The following is a 21,676-nucleotide window of genomic DNA, read 5'->3' on the forward strand; positions in this document are numbered from 1 at the left end:
TGATGGCGGGAGCGCAGGCTCCCGCCAGCCAGCATCACTCGCCGGATTTATCCGCAGGGTTCGCCGCCGGGACAATCGCCGGTGCCGGGCCTGGCGTGGTGGGCACCGCGGGTGCAGACGATGCGGTCCCGGTTCCTTTGCTTTCCAGCTGGGCCAGACGTTGTTCCAGCGCCGCCAGTTTTTCCCGCGTACGCAGTAAAACCTGAGTCTGTACATCAAACTCTTCACGGTTGACCAGATCCATGCGGGTCAGCTGGGCCTGCAGAGTCTGCCGTATTTTCTTTTCAACATCATCGCCAAATTCACGAACTCCCTTCGGCAGCGCGTCATGAACCTGACGGGCAATTTGTTCAATTTTTTTCGTGTCGATCATGATGATTTCCTGGTTACGGGTTGCTGTGGCAGCATTTTACCAACGCTAGAGTCACTTAAGTGTAATGCCTGAATTGAAAAGGTTAAACCTGAAATCCATAGCGCAAAAAAAGCTAAAGCAATAATGGCTTTGTGGATTGCTGCCCTGACGGGGAAACGTTATAGTTAAAACGCTTATTCTCAGGGCGGGGCGAAATTCCCCACCGGCGGTAAATCAGCCCAGGCTGAAAGCCCGCGAGCGCTTCGCTGTAATGGTGAAGGTCAGCAGATCCGGTGTAATTCCGGGGCCGACGGTTAAAGTCCGGATGGGAGAGGGTAACGACATCTGTCAGGCATTATGTCTGTTTTGCGTCATTGCTACGTCTTTACGACGTCACTCCTAAGCTTGCCCTGATTCTGGTAACCCAACACATTTATAAGGTTTTATTACCATGAATCAGACTCTACTTTCTGAATTTGGCACGCCGAAACAGCGTGTAGAACGTGCTATTGCAGCCTTACGCGAAGGCCGTGGTGTTATGGTTCTCGACGATGAGAATCGCGAAAACGAAGGTGACATGATTTTCGCCGCGGAAACCATGACCGTGGAGCAGATGGCGTTAACCATTCGTCACGGCAGCGGTATCGTTTGTCTGTGCCTGACTGAAGAGCGTCGCCAGCAACTGGCGCTGCCGATGATGGTGGAAAACAACACCAGCGCCTACGGCACCGGTTTCACCGTGACGATTGAAGCGGCAAAAGGCGTAACCACCGGCGTATCTGCTCAGGATCGTATTACCACTATCCGTGCCGCGATTGCCGATGACGCAAAACCTGAAGATTTAAACCGTCCGGGTCACGTCTTCCCGCTGCGTGCCCATGATGGCGGCGTTCTGACGCGCGGTGGCCACACCGAAGCCACTATCGATCTGGTGACGCTGGCAGGCTTCAAGCCCGCAGGCGTTCTGTGTGAACTGACCAACGACGACGGTTCCATGGCGCATGCGCCGGAAGTGATCGCGTTCGCGAAACAACACGCCATGCCCGTCGTCACCATCGAAGATTTGGTAGCCTACCGTCGCGAACACGAAACGCGTCAGGCCAGCTAGTTTTCGTCTTAATCAGGCCAGTTCTCTGGCCTGATCGTCTCGCCTTGTCCTGTCTGTGCGCTTCCTCAGTCCCTGCCATTTTTATTCAAAATTTCTGACAGAGAACATCATGCTTATCCGCGTGATCACGCCGGTAAAAAGCGTATCGTGGTGTTCACAGAATGAACACATCAAGGATCACTATGAGTCAGGTTCGCATGCCGGCGCTGTTTTTGGGACACGGCAGCCCAATGAATGCCTTAGAAGAAAACCGCTATACCGCAGCCTGGCGTAAAGCCGGTGAAACCCTGCCACGGCCACGTGCGATTCTGGCGGTTTCGGCTCACTGGTACACACAGGGAACTGCCGTAACGGCGATGGACAATCCACGCACTATTCACGATTTTGGCGGCTTTCCTCAGGCGCTTTTTGATACCCGTTATTCCGCGCCGGGCTCACCCGCACTGGCGGAAGAGATTGCGGAACAGTTATCCCCGGTGCCGGTTCATCTGGATCACGCATGGGGATTGGATCATGGCTCGTGGGGCGTGCTGATTAAGATGTATCCCGACGCAGATATCCCGGTCGTCCAGCTCAGTATCGACAGCGGCAAGCCCGCCGCCTGGCATTTCGGGATGGGAAGAAAGCTGTCTGCGCTGCGCGATCGCGGCGTGATGATCGTCGCCAGCGGTAACGTGGTGCACAACCTGCGTAAAGTTCTCTGGGGCGGTGGCGAAGCTTACAGTTGGGCGACGGGGTTCAATAACTTCGTGCGGGACAATCTGGCGGTGCAGGCCGAGGCGGATGCACATCCGTTGGTGAGTTTTATGCAGCATCCGGATGCGGCCTTATCCAACCCGACGCCGGAACATTTCCTGCCATTGCTGTATGTGCTGGGCTCCCGTCACGCAGATGAGCCTGTGACCGTTCCGGTGGAAGGTATGGAGATGGGCGCAATCAGTATGTTGTCAGTACAGGTCGGTTAACGCGTAAGACAGGCCAGCGAACTGGCCTGGAGCTAAAAGGCTATTCAATAAAGGCGTGCGGATAGAAACGCGACAGATCCTGCGTGATCAACTCCCGATCTTCCCGCAGGCCAATCCCGGCCGGTTGATCGTCGATGAGCCAACTGCCAATCAGCGTATAACTGTCACCAAATTTTGGCAGCGGATGGAACTGCTGCACAATCATGCCTTCTTCGCCGTATGGACCATCCACCCGGGCGATCTCTTTGCCGTTTTCCACGATACGAATGTTAGCGCCTTCGCGGGAGAACAGCGGTTTGACCACATACTTGTCCATAGGCGGCACGTCGTCTTCAGCAAACCAGGCAGGCAGCAGGTTGGGATGATTGGGAAACATCTGCCACAGCATTGGCAATAACGCTTTGTTTGACAGAATGCTTTTCCAGGCGGGTTCAAGCCACCGCACGCCCGCATCCGCCAGCTTGGTCGAAAACATTTCGCGCAGCATAAATTCCCATGGGTAAAGCTTAAACAGATTACTGATCACCTGATCGTGCGGGTCAGTAAACTGGCCTTTCTCACCCAGCCCTATCTCATCAATATAGAGAAATTCGCTGGGTAAGCCGGCTTCCGTGGCGCAGTCCTGCAGGTATTGCACCGTGCCGCGATCTTCCTCGGTATCCCGGCAGCAGGCAAAGTGCAGCCAGTTAAAGCCGTGCTGCTGATGCAGCACCGTGAAGCGATCGATAAGCTTTTCCTGCAGGCTGTTAAACTGGTCGCTGCCAGACGGCAACTGGCCCGCATTCAGCTGGTCTTCCAGCCACAGCCACTGGAAAAACGCCGCTTCATACAGCGAGGTCGGTGTATCGGCGTTGTTTTCCAGCAGTTTGGCATCGCCTCGGCCATCCCACGCCAGATCGAGACGGGAATAAAGTGAAGGCTGACGCTGATTCCACGAGTCACGCACGAAATCCCAGGTATGTTTTGGAATACGGAAGCGGGTAAGCAGGGCTTCACTGTTTACCACTTTTTCCACCACCTGCAGACACATCTGATGAAGTTCGGCGGTCACCTCCTCCAGATAGTCGATTTGCGCCAGGGTAAACTGATAGTAAGCATCTTCGCACCAGTAGGGCTCACCGTGCATGGTGTGAAAACGAAAACCAAACTCTGTGGCTTTTTCCCGCCAGCCCGGACGCTCAGAAATCGCGATACGTTGCATAAACGGTATTAGCCTCCCAGCGAACGGCTGGAGGTGCCGGAAGCACTGCTGCGCTGCATCGCGTTTTGTTTCGCGACCGTTTCGCCAAAACCACCACGTGTGATGGTTGAGGTGGTGGTCGGTTTCGGCGCCAGGGCAGTTTTGGGCACGTTCATGGTCTTACCTGGGGTGGCATTACCGTAGTTACGGCCAGAGGCATCCACGAACTGACCGTTTGCCGGGCTGTTGGGGGTTTTCGGTGAGAACAACGGTTGCTGGGCAAAGCCCGCGCCACCGCCCATCATGCGCCCCATCATGTAGCCTGCCATTAACGGCATCCAGAAGCTGCCACTTTGCTGCGCTTCGGCATTCGTACTGCCTGTGCCCGCCTGTGCCGGTGCCTGCTGGCACTGGTTTTCACCAAATTCGGCGACACAGTCTTCACGTGTCGCATATTTTGGCGCGGTGCGTTCAGCTTCCTTTTTAGCGTTGTTAAACGCGGTGGTGCACTGCGCACTTTGTCCCGGATTGGCTTTTGAACAGTCGTCCGCGTTTTGATAAAGGGTGACGGTTTCGTCGTTTTGCTCACAACCTGCCAGCATAAATACCGCTGAAACAGCGATAGCAACAGGCGTTAAGTGTCTTGCTTGCCAGCTCTTACGAAAGGCGGCATAGCGGATCGTTTTAGTCCGTTTCATTATAAATATCCTGTGCCCAAAGGTAGTGCATAGAATAGGGGATGAGTGGTGAGAAATGAAGCTAACGGCCAGGCAGGACGGGGATCTTTACGTAGTTATACGTTTTGCAGAGAGGCGGGCCGCAAAGCAGCCCGCAACAGGCTTAGTGACTGAACGGATTACGGCTGCTCTTATGTGCGGCCTTATGTACGGGGGCCGGTGCTGGTGCCGTTTCGGAAGTGGAGATGTGATCTTCACCCAGCACCTGCTGTACATTTTGTGGCTGAACCGTTTCCGGCGAGGTTGAGATTTCTTTACCTAACTGACTGTTAAGCACACCCAAACTCTGCTCGTTCAGCGTGCCCAGGGCATAGCTGATATTCAACTGGTTAATCAGATAGCTGTAACGCGCATCCGACAACTGCTGCTTAGCGTTATAAAGCGTTGATGTCGCATTCAGCACGTCAACGATGGTACGGGTTCCCACCTGGTAACCGGCTTCCATCGCGTCTAATGAACTTTGCGCGGACACCACGGCTTGTTTGTAAGCGGCAATGCTACTTGCTGACGCATTGACGTTGTTGTAAGACGAGCGCACGGTCTGCACGGCTGAACGGTGCGCGGCTTCCAACTGCTCACTGGCGCTGACAAAGTTGTATTGCGCCTGTTTCACCTGCGAGGTCACGCTGCCACCGCTGTAAAGCGGCAGGGTAAAGCTCAGGCCCACTTTGTTGTTGCCGGTGATGGAATCTGTCGAGCTGGCATTTTGCTCAGCACGGCTTCCGCCGTATTTGCTGTTGGACAGGCCAGTCGAGGCGGTCAGATCCAGCGTCGGTAAATGGCCCGCCTCCGCTGAACGGATTTGCTCACGGGCTAAGTCCTGGTTCAGACGGGCAGAAAGCAGGTTCAGGTTGCGGCTTTCAGCCTGCTTAAGCAGCGAGTTAACCGCTTCAGGTTTAGTGGTTTTGAAGCGATCAATATCCAGCGACGCCAGCGCCAGGTAATCCATACCGGTAATCTGACGCAGAGACTCCACTGCGTTGTCCAGGTCATTACGCGCGGTCACTTCATTCGCCAGGACACTGTCGTACTGCGCGCGGGCGTTCTGCACGTCGGTAATGGCGACCAGGCCCACGTTAAAGCGCTGGGTCGTTTGATCCAGTTCGCGATAAATCGACATCTTCTGCGCTTCGACGTAAGAAAGCGTATCAATGGCTTTCAGCACATTGAAGTAGGCCGTCGCGGTGTTCAGAATCAGATCCTGCTGGGCGACCTGGTAGGTCACATCCTGAATACCGGCTGCTTTTTCCTGCAGCGTCAGCGCACGCCATTTTGACATATCGAAAATGGTTTGCGTCAATTGCAGCGAGCCACTGGTGGTATTGGAGTGAATACCGCTACTATCACGGTAGCCGTTTGCGTAGGTATAGTCTGCACCCAAACCCAGTTGGGGTAATAAAGGACTGCGCGCTTCGTTAATTTTCTCGAACGCCGCATCACGCGTCGCCGCAGAGCTACGCAGATCAGGGTTGCTTAAACGCGCTTGCTGGTAAACCTGAAGCAGGTTTTCCGCCTGGCTGGCGAAGCTGAAACCGCCCAGGCTCAGCCCAATAAAAAATGGGAGCAGTTTTTTCATTTGCATTCCTTTTGTTGCAGCAAATCGCAGTGACTGTGCCGCCTGTAAGCCAAAAATTATCGCAGATTCTAGCAGAGGGCAACTGTGAGATAAGGTGGCTGAACGTGCCATATTTGTGTGTTTCAGGTAAATAACTCAGTAATAACCCTTTGGATGGCATCTGGGCTTGTGTTTTATCTGTGTTATCCCAATCTGCATAAGGAACTTAATGATGAAGGACAATAAAACATCACCTGTGACTTTCACAAAAAATGATGTAGAAATTATTGCACGAGAAACCGCGTACGAGGGTTTTTTTTCCATTGTGCGTTATCGCTTTCGTCATCGGTTGTTTAATGGCCAAATGAGCCGGGAAGTGACGCGTGAAGTTTTTGAGCGCGGTCATGCCGCTGTGCTGCTACCTTATGATCCCGTCCGTGATGAAGTGGTGCTGATTGAACAGATCCGCATCCCGGCTTTCGATTGCAGTCCCACGCCCTGGCTGCTGGAAATGGTGGCAGGCATTATTGAACCGGGTGAAACCCCGGAGCAGGTGGTGCGCCGTGAAGCCGTCGAAGAAGCGGATCTGACGGTTGGCCGGGTCAAACCGGTGCTGAACTACCTGGCCAGCCCCGGCGGCACCAGCGAACGGTTATCGGTAATGGTCGGAGAAGTGGATGCCAGCCAGGCAAAAGGATGCCATGGTCTGGAGGAAGAGAATGAGGATATTCTTGTCCATGTGGTCAGTCGTGAACAGGCTTACCACTGGGTGGAACAGGGGATTATTGATAACGCGGCATCTGTCATCACCTTGCAATGGCTGGCACTGCACCATAAAAAACTTCGAGAAGAGTGGACGCAAAAATGAAACAGCGCTATATCCCTGATTTCCCCGAGATGATGAGGCTGTGCGAAACCAATTTCGCTCAGTTACGTCGTCTGCTACCACGTGATGACGCAGCAGGCGCATCGGTGATCTATCAGGTGAGTGGCGCCCGCTACCAGGTAACCGTTGAAGAATCAACGCGTTATACTACCCTGGTCGATATCCGTCAGACGGCCCCAGCCGTAAGTTACTGGAGCCTGCCGTCAATGTCTGTCAGGCTGTATCATGACGCGATGGTGGCTGAAGTGTGTTCGACACAGCAGATCTATCGGTTCAAAGCACGTTATGATTATCCGAATAAAAAAATGAATCAGCGTGATGAGAAGCATCAAATCAATCAGTTTCTTGCTGACTGGTTACGTTATTGCCTGACGCACGGCGCGATGGCAGTACCGGTTTGCTGATGCGTATAATGCACTGAATGGCGTAGAGACGAAGGAAACGCTTTGGATAGCCTGCTAACTCTTCCTGCGACAACAGAATCTGAGGTTCGGATTCTGCAAGTAACGGACACGCATTTGTTCGCAGGAAAACACGAATCCCTGCTGGGGGTGAATACCTGGGCCAGTTATGACGCGGTACTGGATGCGATCATCGCGCAGCAGCGTGATTATGATCTTATCGTTGCCACCGGCGATCTCTCTCAGGATCACTCAGTCGAAGCCTATCAGCATTTTGTTGAGGGCATTTCGCGCCTGCCTAAACCTTGCGTCTGGCTGCCGGGGAATCATGATTTTCAACCTGCGATGGTCGATACGCTGGCAGAGGCCGGCATTAACGCACACAAGCATGTGCTGTTAGGCGATCACTGGCAGGTTGTTCTGCTGGACAGCCAGGTCTTCGGCCTGCCCCATGGCATGTTAAGTGACTACCAGCTTGAGTGGCTGAATACCACGCTTGCCCGTTATCCGCAGCGCCATACGCTGGTGCTGTTGCACCATCATCCTTTAGCGTCGGGCTGCACCTGGCTTGATCAACACAGCCTGCGCAATCCGCATCAGTTAGACGCCGTGTTGCAGCACTATCCGCTGGCAAAAACGCTGGTCTGCGGCCATATTCATCAGGAAATGGATGTACCCTGGCAGGGCCGCCGTGTGCTGGCAACGCCGTCGACCTGCGTGCAGTTCAAACCGCACTGTACCAGCTTTACCATCGATACCGTTGCGCCTGGCTGGCGCTGGTTTACGCTGCACAATGACGGTCAGCTTGAGACCGAAGTCAACCGACTCACCACACAGGCTTTTCGCCCCGATCTGGATGCTGAAGGATATTAACGGATGAAGGCGCTGCTTTATCTGCACGGCTTTAACAGCTCACCGCGTTCAGCAAAAGCGACGTTGTTTAAACAGTGGCTGAGCCAGCATCATCCCGATATCGAGATGATTGTGCCGCAGTTGCCCACGTTTCCTGCGGATGCGGCAGCTATGCTGGAAGATATTGTGCTCAGCCACAGCGGACGACAGCTGGGCCTCGTCGGTTCTTCGCTGGGCGGCTACTACGCCACCTGGCTGTCACAATGTTTTATGCTGCCGGCGGTGGTGGTCAATCCCGCCGTTCGCCCGTTTGAGTTGCTGGTGGATTTTTTGGGTGAAAATCAGAATCCCTACACCGGTCAGCAATATGTGTTAGAGTCTCGCCACATTTACGATCTGAAAGTGATGCAGATTGATCCGCTGGAAGCGCCTGATTTATTGTGGTTGCTGCAACAAACCGGCGATGAAGTGCTCGACTACCGCCAGGCACTCGACTATTACAGCGCGTGCCGTCATACGGTTGAAGAGGGCGGAAATCATGCATTTACTGGATTCGAGCGCCATTTCCCGCAAATTCTGGACTTTCTGGGCCTGAATCACGCTTGAGCAACGTGGAAATCGCAACCATTTTCTTCATCTAATCAGACAGTTACCATGAGTCAATCAAGCTATAATGCGGGTGACATTGAGGTCCTGACTGGCCTTGAGCCGGTTCGCCGTCGCCCGGGAATGTATACCGATACGACGCGCCCTAACCACCTGGGTCAGGAAGTCATTGATAACAGCGTCGATGAGGCACTGGCGGGCCATGCCAAACGGGTAGAGGTGATTTTGCATGCCGATCAGTCGCTGGAAGTCATCGACGACGGGCGCGGCATGCCGGTGGACATCCACCCGGAAGAAGGCGTTCCGGCTGTTGAACTCATTTTGTGCCGGCTGCACGCGGGCGGTAAATTTTCCAATAAAAACTACCAGTTTTCCGGTGGCCTGCACGGCGTCGGGATTTCGGTGGTTAATGCCCTGTCCAAACGCGTTGAAGTGAATGTGCGCCGTAACGGCGAGATCTACACTATCGCCTTTGAAAATGGTGAAAAGGTGCAGGATCTGACCGTCACCGGCACGGTTGCCAAACGCAACACCGGCACCAGCGTCCATTTCTGGCCGGACGAACACTTCTTTGACAGCCCGCGTTTCTCGGTTTCCCGCTTATCTCACCTGCTGAAAGCGAAAGCCGTGTTGTGTCCGGGTGTCGAAATCGTCTTTAAAGACAAGCTCAACAATACCGAGCAGCGCTGGTGTTACGAAGATGGCCTGACAGATTATCTGTGTGAAGCCGTAAACGGCCTGCCGACGCTGCCGGAAAAACCGTTTGTGGGTGCCTTTGCAGGCGATATCGAAGCGGTGGACTGGGCGTTACTGTGGCTACCGGAAGGCGGTGAGCTGTTGACCGAAAGCTATGTGAACCTGATCCCGACCATGCAGGGTGGGACACACGTTAATGGTCTGCGCCAGGGCCTGCTGGACGCCATGCGTGAGTTTTGCGAATACCGCAATATCCTGCCGCGTGGCGTGAAGCTGTCCGCCGAGGATATCTGGGATCGCTGTGCCTATGTGCTGTCGGTCAAAATGCAGGATCCGCAGTTTGCCGGTCAAACCAAAGAGCGCTTATCTTCACGCCAGTGCGCCGCCTTCGTGTCAGCCGTGGTCAAAGATGCCTTCAGCCTGTGGCTGAATCAGAACGTGCAGGCGGCAGAACAGCTGGCAGAGCTGGCGATTTCCAGCGCCCAGCGCCGAATGCGCGCGGCGAAGAAGGTCGTGCGTAAAAAGCTGACCAGCGGCCCGGCGTTGCCTGGAAAACTGGCAGACTGTACAGCACAGGATCTGAATAAAACCGAACTGTTCCTGGTGGAAGGGGATTCGGCGGGCGGTTCAGCCAAGCAGGCACGCGACCGCGAATACCAGGCGATCATGCCGCTTAAAGGCAAGATCCTGAACACCTGGGAAGTCTCGTCGGATGAAGTGCTGGCTTCACAGGAGGTGCACGATATCTCTGTGGCGATCGGTATCGATCCCGACAGCGAAGATCTGACGCAGCTGCGCTACGGTAAGATCTGTATTCTCGCCGATGCCGACTCAGATGGGCTGCACATTGCCACGCTGCTCTGCGCGCTGTTCGTGAAGCACTTCCGCACGCTGGTGAAAAACGGCCACGTTTATGTAGCGATGCCGCCGCTTTATCGTATCGATCTGGGCAAAGAAGTCTATTACGCGCTGGATGAAGACGAGAAAGAGGGCGTACTGGAGCAGTTAAAGCGTAAGAAGGGCAAACCGAACGTTCAGCGCTTTAAAGGGCTGGGTGAAATGAACCCGCTTCAGTTACGTGAAACCACGCTCGATCCGAATACCCGCCGTCTGGTTCAGCTTACCGTCAGTGACGACGATATTGAGCAGACGCTGCGGACGATGGACATGCTGCTGGCGAAGAAGCGTTCTGAAGATCGCCGCAACTGGTTACAGGAAAAAGGCGACAAGGCCGATATCGAAGTCTGAGTCGGTTACCCGCTGCAAAAAGCCCCGGCCTGTACCGGGGCTTTTTCGTGTCAGCGTTGCAGAAATTACTGGCCGGGTTCCAGCACCAGAATTTTTACGTCTGTCACGTATTCTTTAATGGCAGCGCGATGGGCTTCCATATGCGGCATTTGCTGATGCTGGTCGAGATGACGCAGGGTTTCCCACTGCTCCAGCATGAAAATCGAATCGGGTGAGTTGTGTTTCCACGGCACCTGCGCCTGATGATCGACCAGCGCGCTGTACTGATGGCAGCCTTCTTCTTCCAGCACGGTCGGGATCACCTGATGAAACGCCTCCAGTACTTTCTGACGGTAGCCTGGCTTCACACAAATTTCAGCAACGACGGTTAACATTCACGTTTCCTCTTTCGGGGGGAAAGTCTATTTAAGCAAAAATTTCGCTGAGATGCGCCCGATAACGAGCAATATCCCGCGGCACATCAGGCTGCTTGATCACGTCGTTACAGATGAACGTCGGTAAGGCTTCCATTCCAAGGAACTGATTAGCCTTGTGAAAATGCAGGTACAGGCCATCCACGCCGACGCCTTCGAAGAATTGCTCAGGATCGGTAAAGGCTTCCAGCGGAGCGTTCCAGGTCAGAGAAAGCATATATTTTTTGCCCTGAAGCAGACCGCCAGAACCGTATTTTTTCTCGCTGTCTGAACGTGTGCGACCATCGCTGGCATACAGCTTGCCGTGGCCTTCCGTAAAGACTTCGTCAATATAACGTTTCACGGTCCAGGGTTCGCCCATCCACCAGCCTGGCATCTGATAAATCACGACATCGCTGTCGAGATATTTTTGGATCTCATCTGCCACAACATAGTCACTGTCGGCGACGGTAACGGTCACCTCATGACCCAGATCGCGCAACTGGCTGGCGGCCACGTCGGTCAGCGTATGATTCAGTTCACCTTTAGAATGGGCGAAAGTTTTACCACCATCGATAATTAAAATGTTGCTCATTAAGCGTGTCTCCCGTATGCGTTTATGGGGAGTAGCTTAGGCCGCGACGCGCGGGAGAAAAATGCGAGAATGATCACAACACTTTTGCGATTAGCGCAATAACCCGTAAGGTTATGTCACCATAACGGCGCAAACTCACCTCCGAAAAAAAGAATGATGAAGAAAACACTCATAATGACTTTACTGCTGGTGGCTGGCGGTGCTCAGGCCCAGTCGCGTCTGGACAGCGTGCTCAACACCAAAACCCTGAAAGTCTGTACGACCGGGGACTACAAGCCCTACAGCTTTCTGAAACCCGATGGCCACTATGAAGGGCTGGATATCAGCATGGCGGAGTCGCTGGCGGCGTCACTGGGAGCGAAAGTGCAATGGGTACCTACCACCTGGAAAACCCTGATGCAGGACTTTTTAGCGAAACAGTGTGATATTGCACTGGGTGGCGTATCGGTTACGCTGAAGCGCCAGCAAACCGCCTGGTTTGCTCAGCCGCTTGGCGTGGACGGCAAAATTCCGCTGGTGCGCTGCGCGGATAAAACGAAGTATCAGACGATTGACCAGCTAAATAGACCCGGCGTCCGGTTAATCGAACCCGCGGGCGGGACGAACGAAGCCTTTGTGCACAGTTATCTTCCTCAGGCGGCGTTAACGCTGTTTCACGATAACGTCACCATTTTCCAGCAGTTAGTGGATAACAAAGCCGATGTGATGATTACCGATGCCTCAGAGGCGCTGTATCAGCAAAAACGCTTTCCTTCCCTGTGCGCACTCAACCCGGATAAACCGCTTCAGTATGGCGAGAAGGCCTATATGCTTCCGCGTGATGATATGAGCTGGAAACAGTATGTCGATCAGTGGCTACACCTGAGCACGGCCACGGGAGAATATGCGAAGATTGCCCAGCAGTGGATGGGCGTGATGAAGTAATCATGTTTTGTGCGCTCAGTTTTTTTGCAGCGCTGTACACGCCATCCGACAGGGTTTATGAGCGGGCGTCCTCACGTCGCTGTCGCGGTTGCCTTCACGTCGCGCTTCAGCCTGACGGACTGACGGAGACGATACAGCCTGTACCGACTCCGTTTTTTGCCCGCGTCCTGCGGGCTAATCCTGGCTTTATCGCTCTGTTCAGCGCTGCGGATTGCCTGCTCCGACTTTCTGTCAGATGGCTTTGAAACGCCACGGTGCGGTTGTCTGAATCAAAAAGCGAAGATGCTTAATACAACGACGCTTTACCCAGCCCACCAAACAAATTCATCTTGTAGCGAATGACCGCTTTTGCCGCCTCAATCGCTTCGGGATAAATTACGTTCGGATCCCACCAGGTTTCACGGGTTAACACTTCACGCACCTTCTGGAAATAGGCATATTTCATGTCGCTGGAGATGTTGATTTTACCCACGCCCAGCGTCACCGCCTCGGCCACTTCGGCATCGGGATTCGCCGAGCCGCCATGCAGCACCAGCGGAATGGAAACGCGCTGTGAAATGTCGCGCAGGATATGCATTTGCAATTCCGGTTTCATATCTTTGGGATAGATACCATGCGCGGTGCCGATGGCGACCGCTAAGGTATCCACGCCGGTTCGCTGCACAAAGTCTTCGGCCTGAGCCGGGTCGGTATAGATCACTTTGCTCACGCCGCCTTCCACGGTCGTCCCGGTATCGCCAATCGTCCCCAGTTCGCCCTCAACCGACACGCCCACCGCATGGGCCAGCTTCACCACCTCTTTCGTCAGCGCCACGTTTTCTTCGTAAGGCAGCAGGGAACCGTCAATCATCACCGACGTGAAACCGCACTGAATAGCGCGCAGCACATGGGCCACCGATGCACCGTGATCCAGGTGCAGCGTAAACGGCACGCTGCTTTTCAGTGTGCGCTCCCGCACATAGCCAAAAAATGCATCGGTGACGAATTCCAGTTCACTGGGATGAATCGAGATAATGGCCGGGGTTTGAGTGGCTTCGGCTTCTTCCACGACCGCGCGGATAAAACAGCTGTCAGCGACATTGAAGGCGCCAATCGCAAAGCGATGTTGACGGGTGGGTCTTAACATCTCTTTCATAGAAATCAACATGTTAAATCTTCCTCAGCTTGTTTTATGACAAAGGGTTGCCCTGCGCTGACGTTCAGTGACGCGCACCGGGTTACAGCAGAAAGCCATCAGGCCTGGCGGGCGGAGCCAGACCAGCTCAGATAGTCACTGACGACTTCACAACAGGCGGACTCCATCAGGGCGAGTAAGTCCGGCAGTTCGGTGGTGGGAGGGTGTTTAAGCGCCTGGTGCAGCGCCTGTTTACCGGCTTCAAATACCGCCGCGCCAACGTTAATCTTGGCGACGCCGTGCTGACTTACGCGCCGAATATCGTCCGCTGGCGTGCCACTGCCGCCGTGAAGCGCCAGCGGGCGCGATGAGGCCGCGTGCAGGTCTGCCAGACGCTGGAAATCGATTGTCGGCTGCACCCCAGCGGGATAAAGCCCATGCGCGGTGCCAACCGAAACCGCGAGCAGATCGATATGGGTCTGCTCAAGAAACGGCAGGACATCCGCCACCTGGGTCATTTTGACCGCCGCGTCGGCCAGCGCGTAGGTGGGCGCATCGGCGATATGGCCCAGTTCACCTTCGACGCAAACCCCGGCGGTGTGGGCCATGTCGACCACGCGGGCCGTCTGACGAATGTTTTCGGCCAGCGGCTCCGCCGAAGCATCGATCATCAGCCCGGTAAAGCCTGCGCGAAAGGCCTGGCCAATCAGCGGAAAGGCCTTGCCATGATCGAGCGCCAGCGCGATTGGTACGCTGGCCTCTGCCGCCAGCGCCTGCACCAGCGGCACCGCGATGGCTGGCGGAAAATGACGGCTATGGCCTTGATACACATTCAGTATCAGGGGCGCACGCTGCTGCTCCGCCGCCTTAACCGCCGCCCGGGCACTTTCCAGGTTGAAGCAGTTGATGGCCAGAACGGCATATTTTTTCTGCGCAGCCTGGCTTATCAGGTCGTTCATTGCCGCGTACATACTCACTCCTTATTCCAGTGTGAATTTAATGTCGTCGTCGCGAACGGTGTGATCTTCCACGTCGTCAAACTCTTCGTCGGCTTCAGTGACGGGCTTTTTCAGCAGCGAAAGCATGACGCCACAGATCGTGGTGCCGATACCAAGCGCCAGGCAGAACAACCCGGGTTTGGTGAACAGCGGTACGACGAACATGCCGCCGTGAGGCACCGGCGCTTCCACGCCCCAGACCATGATCAGGCCACCGGCAACGGCTGAGGCAACCACACAACTCCCGACGACCCGGAACAAATCGCGTGCGGCAATGGGGATCACACCTTCGGTGATCATGCAGATCCCCATCGGGAAGGCCGCTTTCAGGGCTTCTTTTTCCGCGCGGGTGTACTTATGGCGCGTGAGCAGCCAGGAGAGCGTGATGCCAAAGGGCGGGATCATCGAACCGGCAAATTTGACCGCTTCCGGCCCGTAAATGCCGTCCACCAGCATGCCATCCGCAAACAGCGACATGGTTTTATTGACCGGCCCGCCGAAGTCAAAGGTCGCCATCGCCCCCAGAATCGCCCCCATGATGAACTTAGAGCCCCCCTGCATTGATTCCAGCAGGGCGATCAGCGCCTTTTGCAGCCAGACAATGGGCTGACCGATAAACGTCATCATGAGCAGCCCGGCAATGATGGTGCTCAGTACGGGCAAGACCATGATCGGCATCAGCCCCTGCATCGACTGTGGCAACCGGATACTGCGCCGCAGCAAAATCACCGTGTAACCCACCAGGAAGCCACCCAGGATGCCGCCGATAAAGCCGGTGCCAATCTGTCCGCAGATAAACCCGACGATCAAACCCGGCGCGAAGCCCGGCCTGTCGGCAATCGAGTAAGCGATAGCCGCACTGATCAACGGGACGATTAAGCCCATGCCCCAGCCACCGATCTGGTTCAGCATCCAGGCGATCGTACCGGGATGTTTACCCACATCGGGCCCGCCAATCACCTGACCCAGCGCAATGCAGATCCCGGCGGCGACAATCAGCGGGATCATCCAGGAGATCCCGGTTAACAGATGGCCTTTGATCGCTTGCCCGTACTGGCTTTTGTTAGCGTTCATTGTGGATCTCCTCAGGCACGCGCCAGTGAATCCGCCACTTTTTCCAGAAACTTGATGGGCGACTTGATCACCACTTCGGTTTTCACCCGCACGATCGGTTTGCCACGAAAACGTTCCTCGCCGGTGATCTTCACGTCCACCGCCAGGATCACCACGTCGGCTGCCGCTATCGTTTCGGCATCCAGGGCGTTTTCTGTCCCGATGGTGCCCTGCGTTTCCACATGGATGATGTGGCCAAGGGCGTGAGCGCCTTTGATCATTTTTTCACGCGCAATGTAGGTATGCGCGATGCCCGCCGTACAGGCGGCAACACAGACAATGTTCATGATTACCTCGGACTCCAGGGTTAACAGAGGTCGGTTTCGGCGTACTGACTAAACAGCCGAATGATTTCGCTGGGATCGTTTTCCACCAGCAGTTGCGCAATCACCTCATCATCGGCCAGCGCACTGGCCACCTGTGACAGCAGGCGAATATGGGTCGTGTTTTGATCTTCCAGCCGCACGGCAAACAGGATGATGCAGCGCACCTTGCTGCCATCCAGCGTCTCCCAGGGGATATCCTGCTGGCTGCGCCCGATGGCCAGCGTGGTTTGCTTAACGGCAGAGGACTTACCGTGAGGAATGGCGATATGATTCTCAAACCCGGTCGATCCCTCCGCCTCGCGTAGCCAGACATCGCGGATAAAGGCCTCTTTATCGCTAATGGCACCGTCACTGAACAGCAACTCCGTCAGTTCGATAATGGCCGCTTCTTTGCTGCTGGCCTGCAGATTGAGATTGACGCGGCGTGGCGTGAGAATGCGAGAAATATCCATTAATCAGACCTCATTCAGTTAATGTTCTGCCAGCGCGCGCGTTGCGGCCTGTGGCAGTTGGCGACCAATCATGGCGTCCGTCACCCGGCGAATATCGTCGTCGTTAAAAAACGCAGTAACATACACGGTGGGCAAGGTGCTGATATCGAGATGAATGGTGGAGATGACCAGATCCACCGGCTCCTGCTGACAAAAGTCGTCCAGCGTGCTGGCCGAAATAACGCCCACGATAATCCAGTCCGGAAAGGCGCGCAGGATGCGACTTTTCAGCAAATGCGACGTGCCGACGCCGCTGGAACACACCAGCAAAATACGTTTATGGGCGATTTGCCGTTCAAGCGCGGCCTGAAAATGCACGCACAGATAACCGATCTCATCGTCAGCGATTGGCCCATAATGAAACCGCTCGGCCGTTACCTGCATGGCGCGTTGGGTCAGCGTGAAAATATCCTGTAATTCCGCTTTTATGTCATCGAGTAAGGGATTGCGAATCGTAATATGATATTTAAGCCGGTTAAGTAGCGGCTTAATATGGAATAGCAAACCTTCAAATAATAAAGAATCGGTCGACAGATCCTTTTGGATGAATGCGGAAAAGCAATGAATTAATTCGAGCGTAATATTGCGCGATGCTGCATTTGAAAAAGGAGAGTGCGATAGCATGTGGCTGCCGCGTTCTTCGACTACAATGCCCGATGAAATAATATATTGATAAATAAATCCCACTTCATCTGCGGGCGCGGATTGCCCCAGCCGCTGTTCAATCTGTACTACCATCTGGCGGGCAATCTTCAGAATGCGGTTGTCCATTTCTGACGCGCTCAGAGCCAGCGGCAGGGACAAGGCTTTGCCCTGCGCCATACGGTGAATCATGATCAGAATATGGGTGGACAGATTGAGGTAATACGCATCGCTCAAAGGGTAGCCAAGCTGCTGCTCCATTTGCTGCAGTAAGCGCTGCACAAAGGCCACGTCCTCTTCGCCAAAATAGTGGATCAGCGCCTGATAACTGCCGGGGTCGAGCCGCGGCAGGGCCATATTGCTGCCCGTTTTATGCTGCATAACGTCGTTAATCAGCAAAACCATGGCCTGGCGCAGTGCTTGCTCGCTGCCTGCCACATGCGTGCCGCTCTGACTACGGACCAGCTCCAGCGCCAGCGGCTGCAACCACTCTTCAATCACCTTGAGGTCATTAACAATCGAAGCGTGACTGATGAAATAACGTTCAGATAACTTACTGATCGAGGTTTCACGTGGCGCGTCTCGTAGCAGCTGGGACAGGATTTTTACCCGCCGCGCATTGTTGCTTAAGCCCGCAGACCAGTTATCGTCGCTGGCAACATGCTGCTGCAAGCGCAGCCGCTGTTCATGATCGTGTGTTTCCAGCGCCACACAGCGGCCAGGCAGCTTCACCAGTTGCGCCTGCCAGCCATGCAGCCAGGGTTCCAGACTTTGTAAATCGCGATAAATACTTTTTTCAGAAACGGTTAACTGTTGGGCTAATTGCGCTAACGCCAGCGGCGTGCCCGCCTGTAACAGTAATTTCAGTAATCGGTGTTGTCGTGAAGTCAGATTTTGCATTCAGTCACCCGTCTATTATTTCGTTAGCGGTGCTTAAGTGGCAATTCGTTAAATCCAACCAGGGCATAAAATAAAACCGGTATATGTCGCTGAAATTGAATTTAGGTGGTGAAAGAAAAAGCAACAATACTAAATGTTGTCCCGGGGACGGGACAGGATTAATACGCTATAAATAAGCTGATAATTAATTGCGAGGAAGGTCACAAACTATTAAAAATAAGCGCACGGGGATTTTTACCGGTGCGGTTTTTTCGGCGGCCGGAAAACAGGGAAAAAAGAGTGACCAGCCCGCTCCAGGACTGTGACTAATACCCACGAATAAGGTACTATCCTCGCCAAACAACCGCCGGGTGATCCGCCGTTGCGGGTCACGATGTGAGGATGAGGACTTAATGAGCGAATTGACGCAGGATGGTGCAGAGCGTCTTGCCCTGCATACGTTTACTGAGAATGCGTACTTAAACTACTCCATGTACGTCATCATGGACCGTGCGTTGCCTTACATTGGCGACGGCCTGAAACCCGTCCAGCGCCGCATTGTATATGCCATGTCGGAGCTGGGGCTTAACGCCACCGCCAAATTTAAAAAATCGGCCCGTACCGTGGGTGACGTGCTGGGTAAATACCATCCTCATGGTGACAGCGCCTGTTACGAAGCCATGGTGTTGATGGCACAGCCGTTCTCCTACCGTTATCCGCTGGTCGATGGCCAGGGAAACTGGGGGGCACCTGACGATCCTAAATCTTTCGCCGCCATGCGTTATACCGAGTCTCGCCTGTCGAAGTATGCCGAAGTGCTGCTGGGTGAGCTGGGGCAGGGCACGGCAGACTGGGTGCCAAACTTTGACGGCACGATGCAGGAGCCGAAGATGTTGCCGGCGCGCCTGCCAAACATTCTGCTGAACGGCACCACGGGGATCGCGGTGGGCATGGCAACCGATATTCCGCCGCATAACCTGCGCGAAGTGGCGCAGGCCGCTATCGCCCTGATTGACGATCCGAAAACCAGCCTGGATGCGCTGCTGGAGATTGTGCAAGGGCCGGATTTCCCGACCGAAGCCGAAATCATTACGCCACGCGACGAGATTCGCAAAATCTATCAGAACGGGCGCGGCTCGATTCGCCAGCGTGCGGTGTGGAAAAAAGAGGACGGCGAGGTGGTGATCACCGCGCTGCCGCACCAGGTGTCCGGTGCCCGGGTACTGGAGCAGATTGCCAGCCAGATGCGCAATAAAAAGCTGCCAATGGTCGAGGATTTACGTGATGAGTCCGATCACGAAAACCCGACTCGCCTGGTGATTGTGCCCCGGTCAAACCGTGTCGATCTGGATCAGGTTATGAACCACCTGTTCGCCACGACCGATCTGGAAAAAAGCTACCGTATCAACCTGAATATGATCGGACTGGATAACCGTCCGGCCGTGAAAAACCTGCTGGAAATCCTGTCTGAATGGCTGGTGTTCCGTCGCGATACTGTTCGTCGCCGTCTGAATCATCGTTTAGAACGCGTGCTGCGCCGTCTGCATATCCTGGACGGTTTGCTGGTGGCCTTCCTTAATATTGATGAAGTCATTCACATCATCCGTACCGAGGACGAACCAAAGCCAGTGCTGATGTCGCGCTTTGAGATCAGTGAAACCCAGGCCGAAGCGATTCTTGAACTCAAGCTGCGCCATTTGGCGAAGCTGGAAGAGATGAAGATTCGCGGTGAGCAAAGCGAACTGGAAAAAGAGCGCGATCAGCTGCAGGCGACGCTGGCCTCTGAACGCAAAATGAATACGCTGCTGAAAAAAGAGCTGCAGGCAGACAGCAACAGTTTTGGTGATGATCGCCGTTCGCCTCTGCGTGAACGTGAGGAAGCCAAAGCGCTCAGCGAAACCGAGCTGGTTCCGTCTGAGCCGGTTACGATTGTTCTGTCGCAGATGGGCTGGGTGCGCAGCGCCAAAGGACATGATATCGACCCGGCGGGCCTGAGCTATAAAGCCGGTGATAGCTTCCTGGCGGCGGCACGCGGCAAGAGTAATCAGCCTGTGGCCTTTATCGATTCCACTGGCCGCAGCTATACGCTGGACCCCACCTCGCTGCCGTCGGCACGCGGGCAGGGCGAGCCACTGACCGGTAAACTGACGCCACCACCGGGTGCGGTTGTTGAACAGGTATTGATGGAGCCGGAAGAGCAGCGCCTGCTAATGGCTTCGGATGCCGGATATGGCTTTATCTGCACCTTCAACGATCTGATTTCGCGCAACCGTGCGGGCAAAGCGCTGCTGACCCTGCCGGAGAATGCGCGCGTCATGACGCCGATGGCTGTGCATCATGAAGACGACATGCTGTTAGCGATCACCCAGGCGGGCAGGATGTTGATGTTCCCGGTCGGCGAGTTGCCGCAAATGTCGAAAGGCAAGGGCAACAAGATTATCTCGATTCCGTCGGCAGATGCCGCGGCGGGCACGGATAAACTGGCCTGGCTCATGATTCTGCCACCAGGCAGCGCGATTACGCTGCACGTCGGTAAACGCAAGCTGTTGCTGCGCAGTGAAGAGTTGCAGAAATTCCGTGCCGATCGGGGTCGCCGTGGCACGCTGTTACCGCGCGGTCTGCAAAAAATTGATCGGGTCGAACTGGATGCCCCGGCACGTCCTGACAGCGCTGACAGCGACGCGTAATTCATCCGGCTGGTTCATCGCCAGCCGTGTTACATTGAGGAAGCTATGTTACTGATATTACGCACGATTATTGTGGTAATTTATTCGATTCTGGTCTGTGTATTTGGCTGCATCTGGTGTCTGTTCTCGCCGCGCAATCCGCGTCACGTCGCCACCTTTGGTCATCTGTTTGGCAAATTATCGACGCTGTTTGGTCTGAAGGTTGAACTTCGTCGCCCAGAGGGCGCGGATAATTACGGTAATGCGATTTATATCGCTAATCACCAGAACAACTACGATATGGTGACGGCCGCTAAAATTGTGCAGCCCACCACCGTGACCGTGGGGAAAAAAAGCCTGCTGTGGATACCGTTCTTTGGCCAGCTTTACTGGCTGACCGGTAATCTGCTGATTGACCGTGACAACCGGGCCAAAGCTCACGGCACCATTGGCGAGCTGGTCGAGCAGTTCAATAAAAAACGGATTTCGTTCTGGATGTTTCCTGAAGGTACGCGCAGTCGCGGGCGGGGATTATTACCGTTTAAAACCGGTGCGTTTCACGCTGCGGTGGCGGCCGGCGTCCCGATCATCCCGATTGTGGTGTCCAATACGCATAATAAAATTAACCTCAACCGCCTGAAAAACGGCCTGGTGATTGTGGAAATGCTGCCGCCGGTAGACGTCAAACAATTTGAGTCGTCGTCTGTGCGCAAACTGGCTACCCACTGTCGTGAACTGATGGCGGCGAAGCTGGAAGAGCTTAACGCCGAAGTCGAAGAACGCGAAAAAAACGGTAAAATCTAACCGACAAATCCGTTGTCGGACTATTCTGCATGGATGCCCCACGGCGAGTGACGTCCTGCGTCGCTCGCCGTGAAAGCAGCACAGCAATGACAGCAATAAAAACAGGGTTGGCGTTTCAGCGCCACGCGTAAAAGGTCTGAAATTTC

The 21,676-nt window shown here is 54.6% G+C and carries 22 protein-coding genes and 1 riboswitch; of the genes, 10 read left to right on the top strand and 12 right to left on the bottom strand.

Translation table 11 applies throughout. The features are described from left to right. Window positions 1-34: 34 nt before the first annotated feature. Window positions 35-373 (bottom strand): ubiquinone biosynthesis accessory factor UbiK, encoded by a 339-nt coding sequence (locus C1N59_RS03330; RefSeq protein WP_006118198.1) that lies wholly within the window; start codon window positions 371-373, stop codon window positions 35-37. Between the two features lie 171 nt (window positions 374-544). Continuing rightward, window positions 545-693: riboswitch (FMN riboswitch) on the top strand. A 110-nt stretch (window positions 694-803) separates the two neighbouring features. Between C1N59_RS03330 and ribB the strand changes: the two genes are divergently transcribed. Both ribB and ygiD read left to right on the top strand, forming a co-directional pair. Beyond that, window positions 804-1,460, top strand: a complete 657-nt coding sequence (gene ribB, locus C1N59_RS03335) for a 3,4-dihydroxy-2-butanone-4-phosphate synthase (protein WP_006118197.1) — start codon at window positions 804-806, stop codon at window positions 1,458-1,460. A 182-nt stretch (window positions 1,461-1,642) separates the two neighbouring features. Next, on the top strand, window positions 1,643-2,425 hold the full coding sequence (gene ygiD, locus C1N59_RS03340; RefSeq protein WP_133745620.1) for a 4,5-DOPA-extradiol-dioxygenase: 783 nt from the start codon (window positions 1,643-1,645) through the stop codon (window positions 2,423-2,425). Between the two features lie 40 nt (window positions 2,426-2,465). On the opposite strand, the gene C1N59_RS03345 is transcribed toward ygiD, so the two are convergent. The 3 genes from C1N59_RS03345 to tolC form a co-directional block, all read right to left on the bottom strand. Beyond that, window positions 2,466-3,626: a glutathionylspermidine synthase family protein gene (locus tag C1N59_RS03345; RefSeq protein ID WP_394550319.1), complete on the bottom strand. Its 1,161-nt coding sequence runs from the start codon at window positions 3,624-3,626 to the stop codon at window positions 2,466-2,468. Window positions 3,627-3,634: 8 nt separating this feature from the next. Beyond that, window positions 3,635-4,303 carry a DUF1190 family protein gene (locus C1N59_RS03350; protein WP_033739822.1) on the bottom strand — a complete coding sequence of 223 codons (669 nt, stop codon included), beginning with the start codon at window positions 4,301-4,303 and terminating at the stop codon, window positions 3,635-3,637. 142 nt (window positions 4,304-4,445) lie between these two features. Next, entirely contained in the window at window positions 4,446-5,918 is a 1,473-nt protein-coding gene (gene tolC, locus C1N59_RS03355; protein ID WP_006118193.1) for an outer membrane channel protein TolC, read from the bottom strand. 211 nt (window positions 5,919-6,129) lie between these two features. On the opposite strand from tolC, the gene nudF reads away from it, so the two are divergent. Genes nudF through parE form a run of 5 tightly spaced genes read left to right on the top strand, consistent with a single transcriptional unit; the run spans window position 6,130 to window position 10,586 of the window. Next, entirely contained in the window at window positions 6,130-6,765 is a 636-nt protein-coding gene (nudF, locus tag C1N59_RS03360; protein ID WP_394550778.1) for an ADP-ribose diphosphatase, read from the top strand. Beyond that, window positions 6,762-7,187 carry a DUF1249 family protein gene (locus tag C1N59_RS03365; RefSeq protein WP_006118191.1) on the top strand — a complete coding sequence of 142 codons (426 nt, stop codon included), beginning with the start codon at window positions 6,762-6,764 and terminating at the stop codon, window positions 7,185-7,187. Before nudF ends, C1N59_RS03365 begins: the two co-directional genes overlap by 4 nt. A 42-nt stretch (window positions 7,188-7,229) precedes the next feature. Then, on the top strand, window positions 7,230-8,057 hold the full coding sequence (gene cpdA, locus C1N59_RS03370; protein WP_394550321.1) for a 3',5'-cyclic-AMP phosphodiesterase: 828 nt from the start codon (window positions 7,230-7,232) through the stop codon (window positions 8,055-8,057). A 3-nt stretch (window positions 8,058-8,060) separates the two neighbouring features. Then, complete coding sequence (gene yqiA, locus C1N59_RS03375; protein ID WP_039342135.1) at window positions 8,061-8,642, top strand: esterase YqiA; 582 nt, start codon at window positions 8,061-8,063, stop codon at window positions 8,640-8,642. Window positions 8,643-8,690: 48 nt separating this feature from the next. Beyond that, on the top strand, window positions 8,691-10,586 hold the full coding sequence (gene parE, locus C1N59_RS03380; protein ID WP_006118187.1) for a DNA topoisomerase IV subunit B: 1,896 nt from the start codon (window positions 8,691-8,693) through the stop codon (window positions 10,584-10,586). A gap of 65 nt (window positions 10,587-10,651) precedes the next feature. Here parE and C1N59_RS03385 read toward each other — a convergent pair whose 3' ends face one another. Further along, window positions 10,652-10,960: a putative quinol monooxygenase gene (locus C1N59_RS03385; RefSeq protein WP_033739815.1), complete on the bottom strand. Its 309-nt coding sequence runs from the start codon at window positions 10,958-10,960 to the stop codon at window positions 10,652-10,654. Between the two features lie 31 nt (window positions 10,961-10,991). Further along, the gene (locus C1N59_RS03390) at window positions 10,992-11,573 is read right to left on the bottom strand and encodes an NAD(P)H-dependent oxidoreductase (protein ID WP_033739814.1); all 582 of its coding nucleotides are present in this window, start codon (window positions 11,571-11,573) and stop codon (window positions 10,992-10,994) included. 174 nt (window positions 11,574-11,747) lie between these two features. Between C1N59_RS03390 and C1N59_RS03395 the strand changes: the two genes are divergently transcribed. Next, complete coding sequence (locus C1N59_RS03395) at window positions 11,748-12,497, top strand: transporter substrate-binding domain-containing protein (protein ID WP_394550323.1); 750 nt, start codon at window positions 11,748-11,750, stop codon at window positions 12,495-12,497. 286 nt (window positions 12,498-12,783) lie between these two features. Here C1N59_RS03395 and C1N59_RS03400 read toward each other — a convergent pair whose 3' ends face one another. The 6 genes from C1N59_RS03400 to C1N59_RS03425 all read right to left on the bottom strand — a co-directional run bounded on the left by C1N59_RS03400 (window position 12,784) and on the right by C1N59_RS03425 (window position 18,081). After that, a complete protein-coding gene (locus C1N59_RS03400) occupies window positions 12,784-13,644 on the bottom strand; it encodes a ketose-bisphosphate aldolase (RefSeq protein ID WP_006118185.1) in 861 nt (286 codons plus the stop codon). 86 nt (window positions 13,645-13,730) lie between these two features. After that, window positions 13,731-14,582, bottom strand: a complete 852-nt coding sequence (locus tag C1N59_RS03405; protein WP_033739812.1) for a class II fructose-bisphosphate aldolase — start codon at window positions 14,580-14,582, stop codon at window positions 13,731-13,733. Window positions 14,583-14,591: 9 nt separating this feature from the next. Next, a complete protein-coding gene (locus C1N59_RS03410) occupies window positions 14,592-15,683 on the bottom strand; it encodes a PTS fructose transporter subunit IIC (RefSeq protein ID WP_054633136.1) in 1,092 nt (363 codons plus the stop codon). An 11-nt stretch (window positions 15,684-15,694) separates the two neighbouring features. Further along, on the bottom strand, window positions 15,695-16,009 hold the full coding sequence (locus C1N59_RS03415) for a PTS fructose transporter subunit IIB (protein WP_394550325.1): 315 nt from the start codon (window positions 16,007-16,009) through the stop codon (window positions 15,695-15,697). 20 nt (window positions 16,010-16,029) lie between these two features. Then, entirely contained in the window at window positions 16,030-16,500 is a 471-nt protein-coding gene (locus tag C1N59_RS03420) for a PTS sugar transporter subunit IIA (protein ID WP_033739808.1), read from the bottom strand. An 18-nt stretch (window positions 16,501-16,518) separates the two neighbouring features. Continuing rightward, on the bottom strand, window positions 16,519-18,081 hold the full coding sequence (locus C1N59_RS03425; protein WP_394550326.1) for a BglG family transcription antiterminator: 1,563 nt from the start codon (window positions 18,079-18,081) through the stop codon (window positions 16,519-16,521). 392 nt (window positions 18,082-18,473) lie between these two features. On the opposite strand from C1N59_RS03425, the gene parC reads away from it, so the two are divergent. Together parC and C1N59_RS03435 are read left to right on the top strand one after the other, a co-directional pair. Further along, window positions 18,474-20,747, top strand: a complete 2,274-nt coding sequence (gene parC, locus C1N59_RS03430; protein WP_033739803.1) for a DNA topoisomerase IV subunit A — start codon at window positions 18,474-18,476, stop codon at window positions 20,745-20,747. A 45-nt stretch (window positions 20,748-20,792) separates the two neighbouring features. After that, window positions 20,793-21,530 carry a 1-acylglycerol-3-phosphate O-acyltransferase gene (locus tag C1N59_RS03435; protein WP_039342149.1) on the top strand — a complete coding sequence of 246 codons (738 nt, stop codon included), beginning with the start codon at window positions 20,793-20,795 and terminating at the stop codon, window positions 21,528-21,530. Window positions 21,531-21,676 lie beyond the last annotated feature (146 nt).

This window comes from Pantoea sp. SGAir0183, from assembly GCF_043545505.1.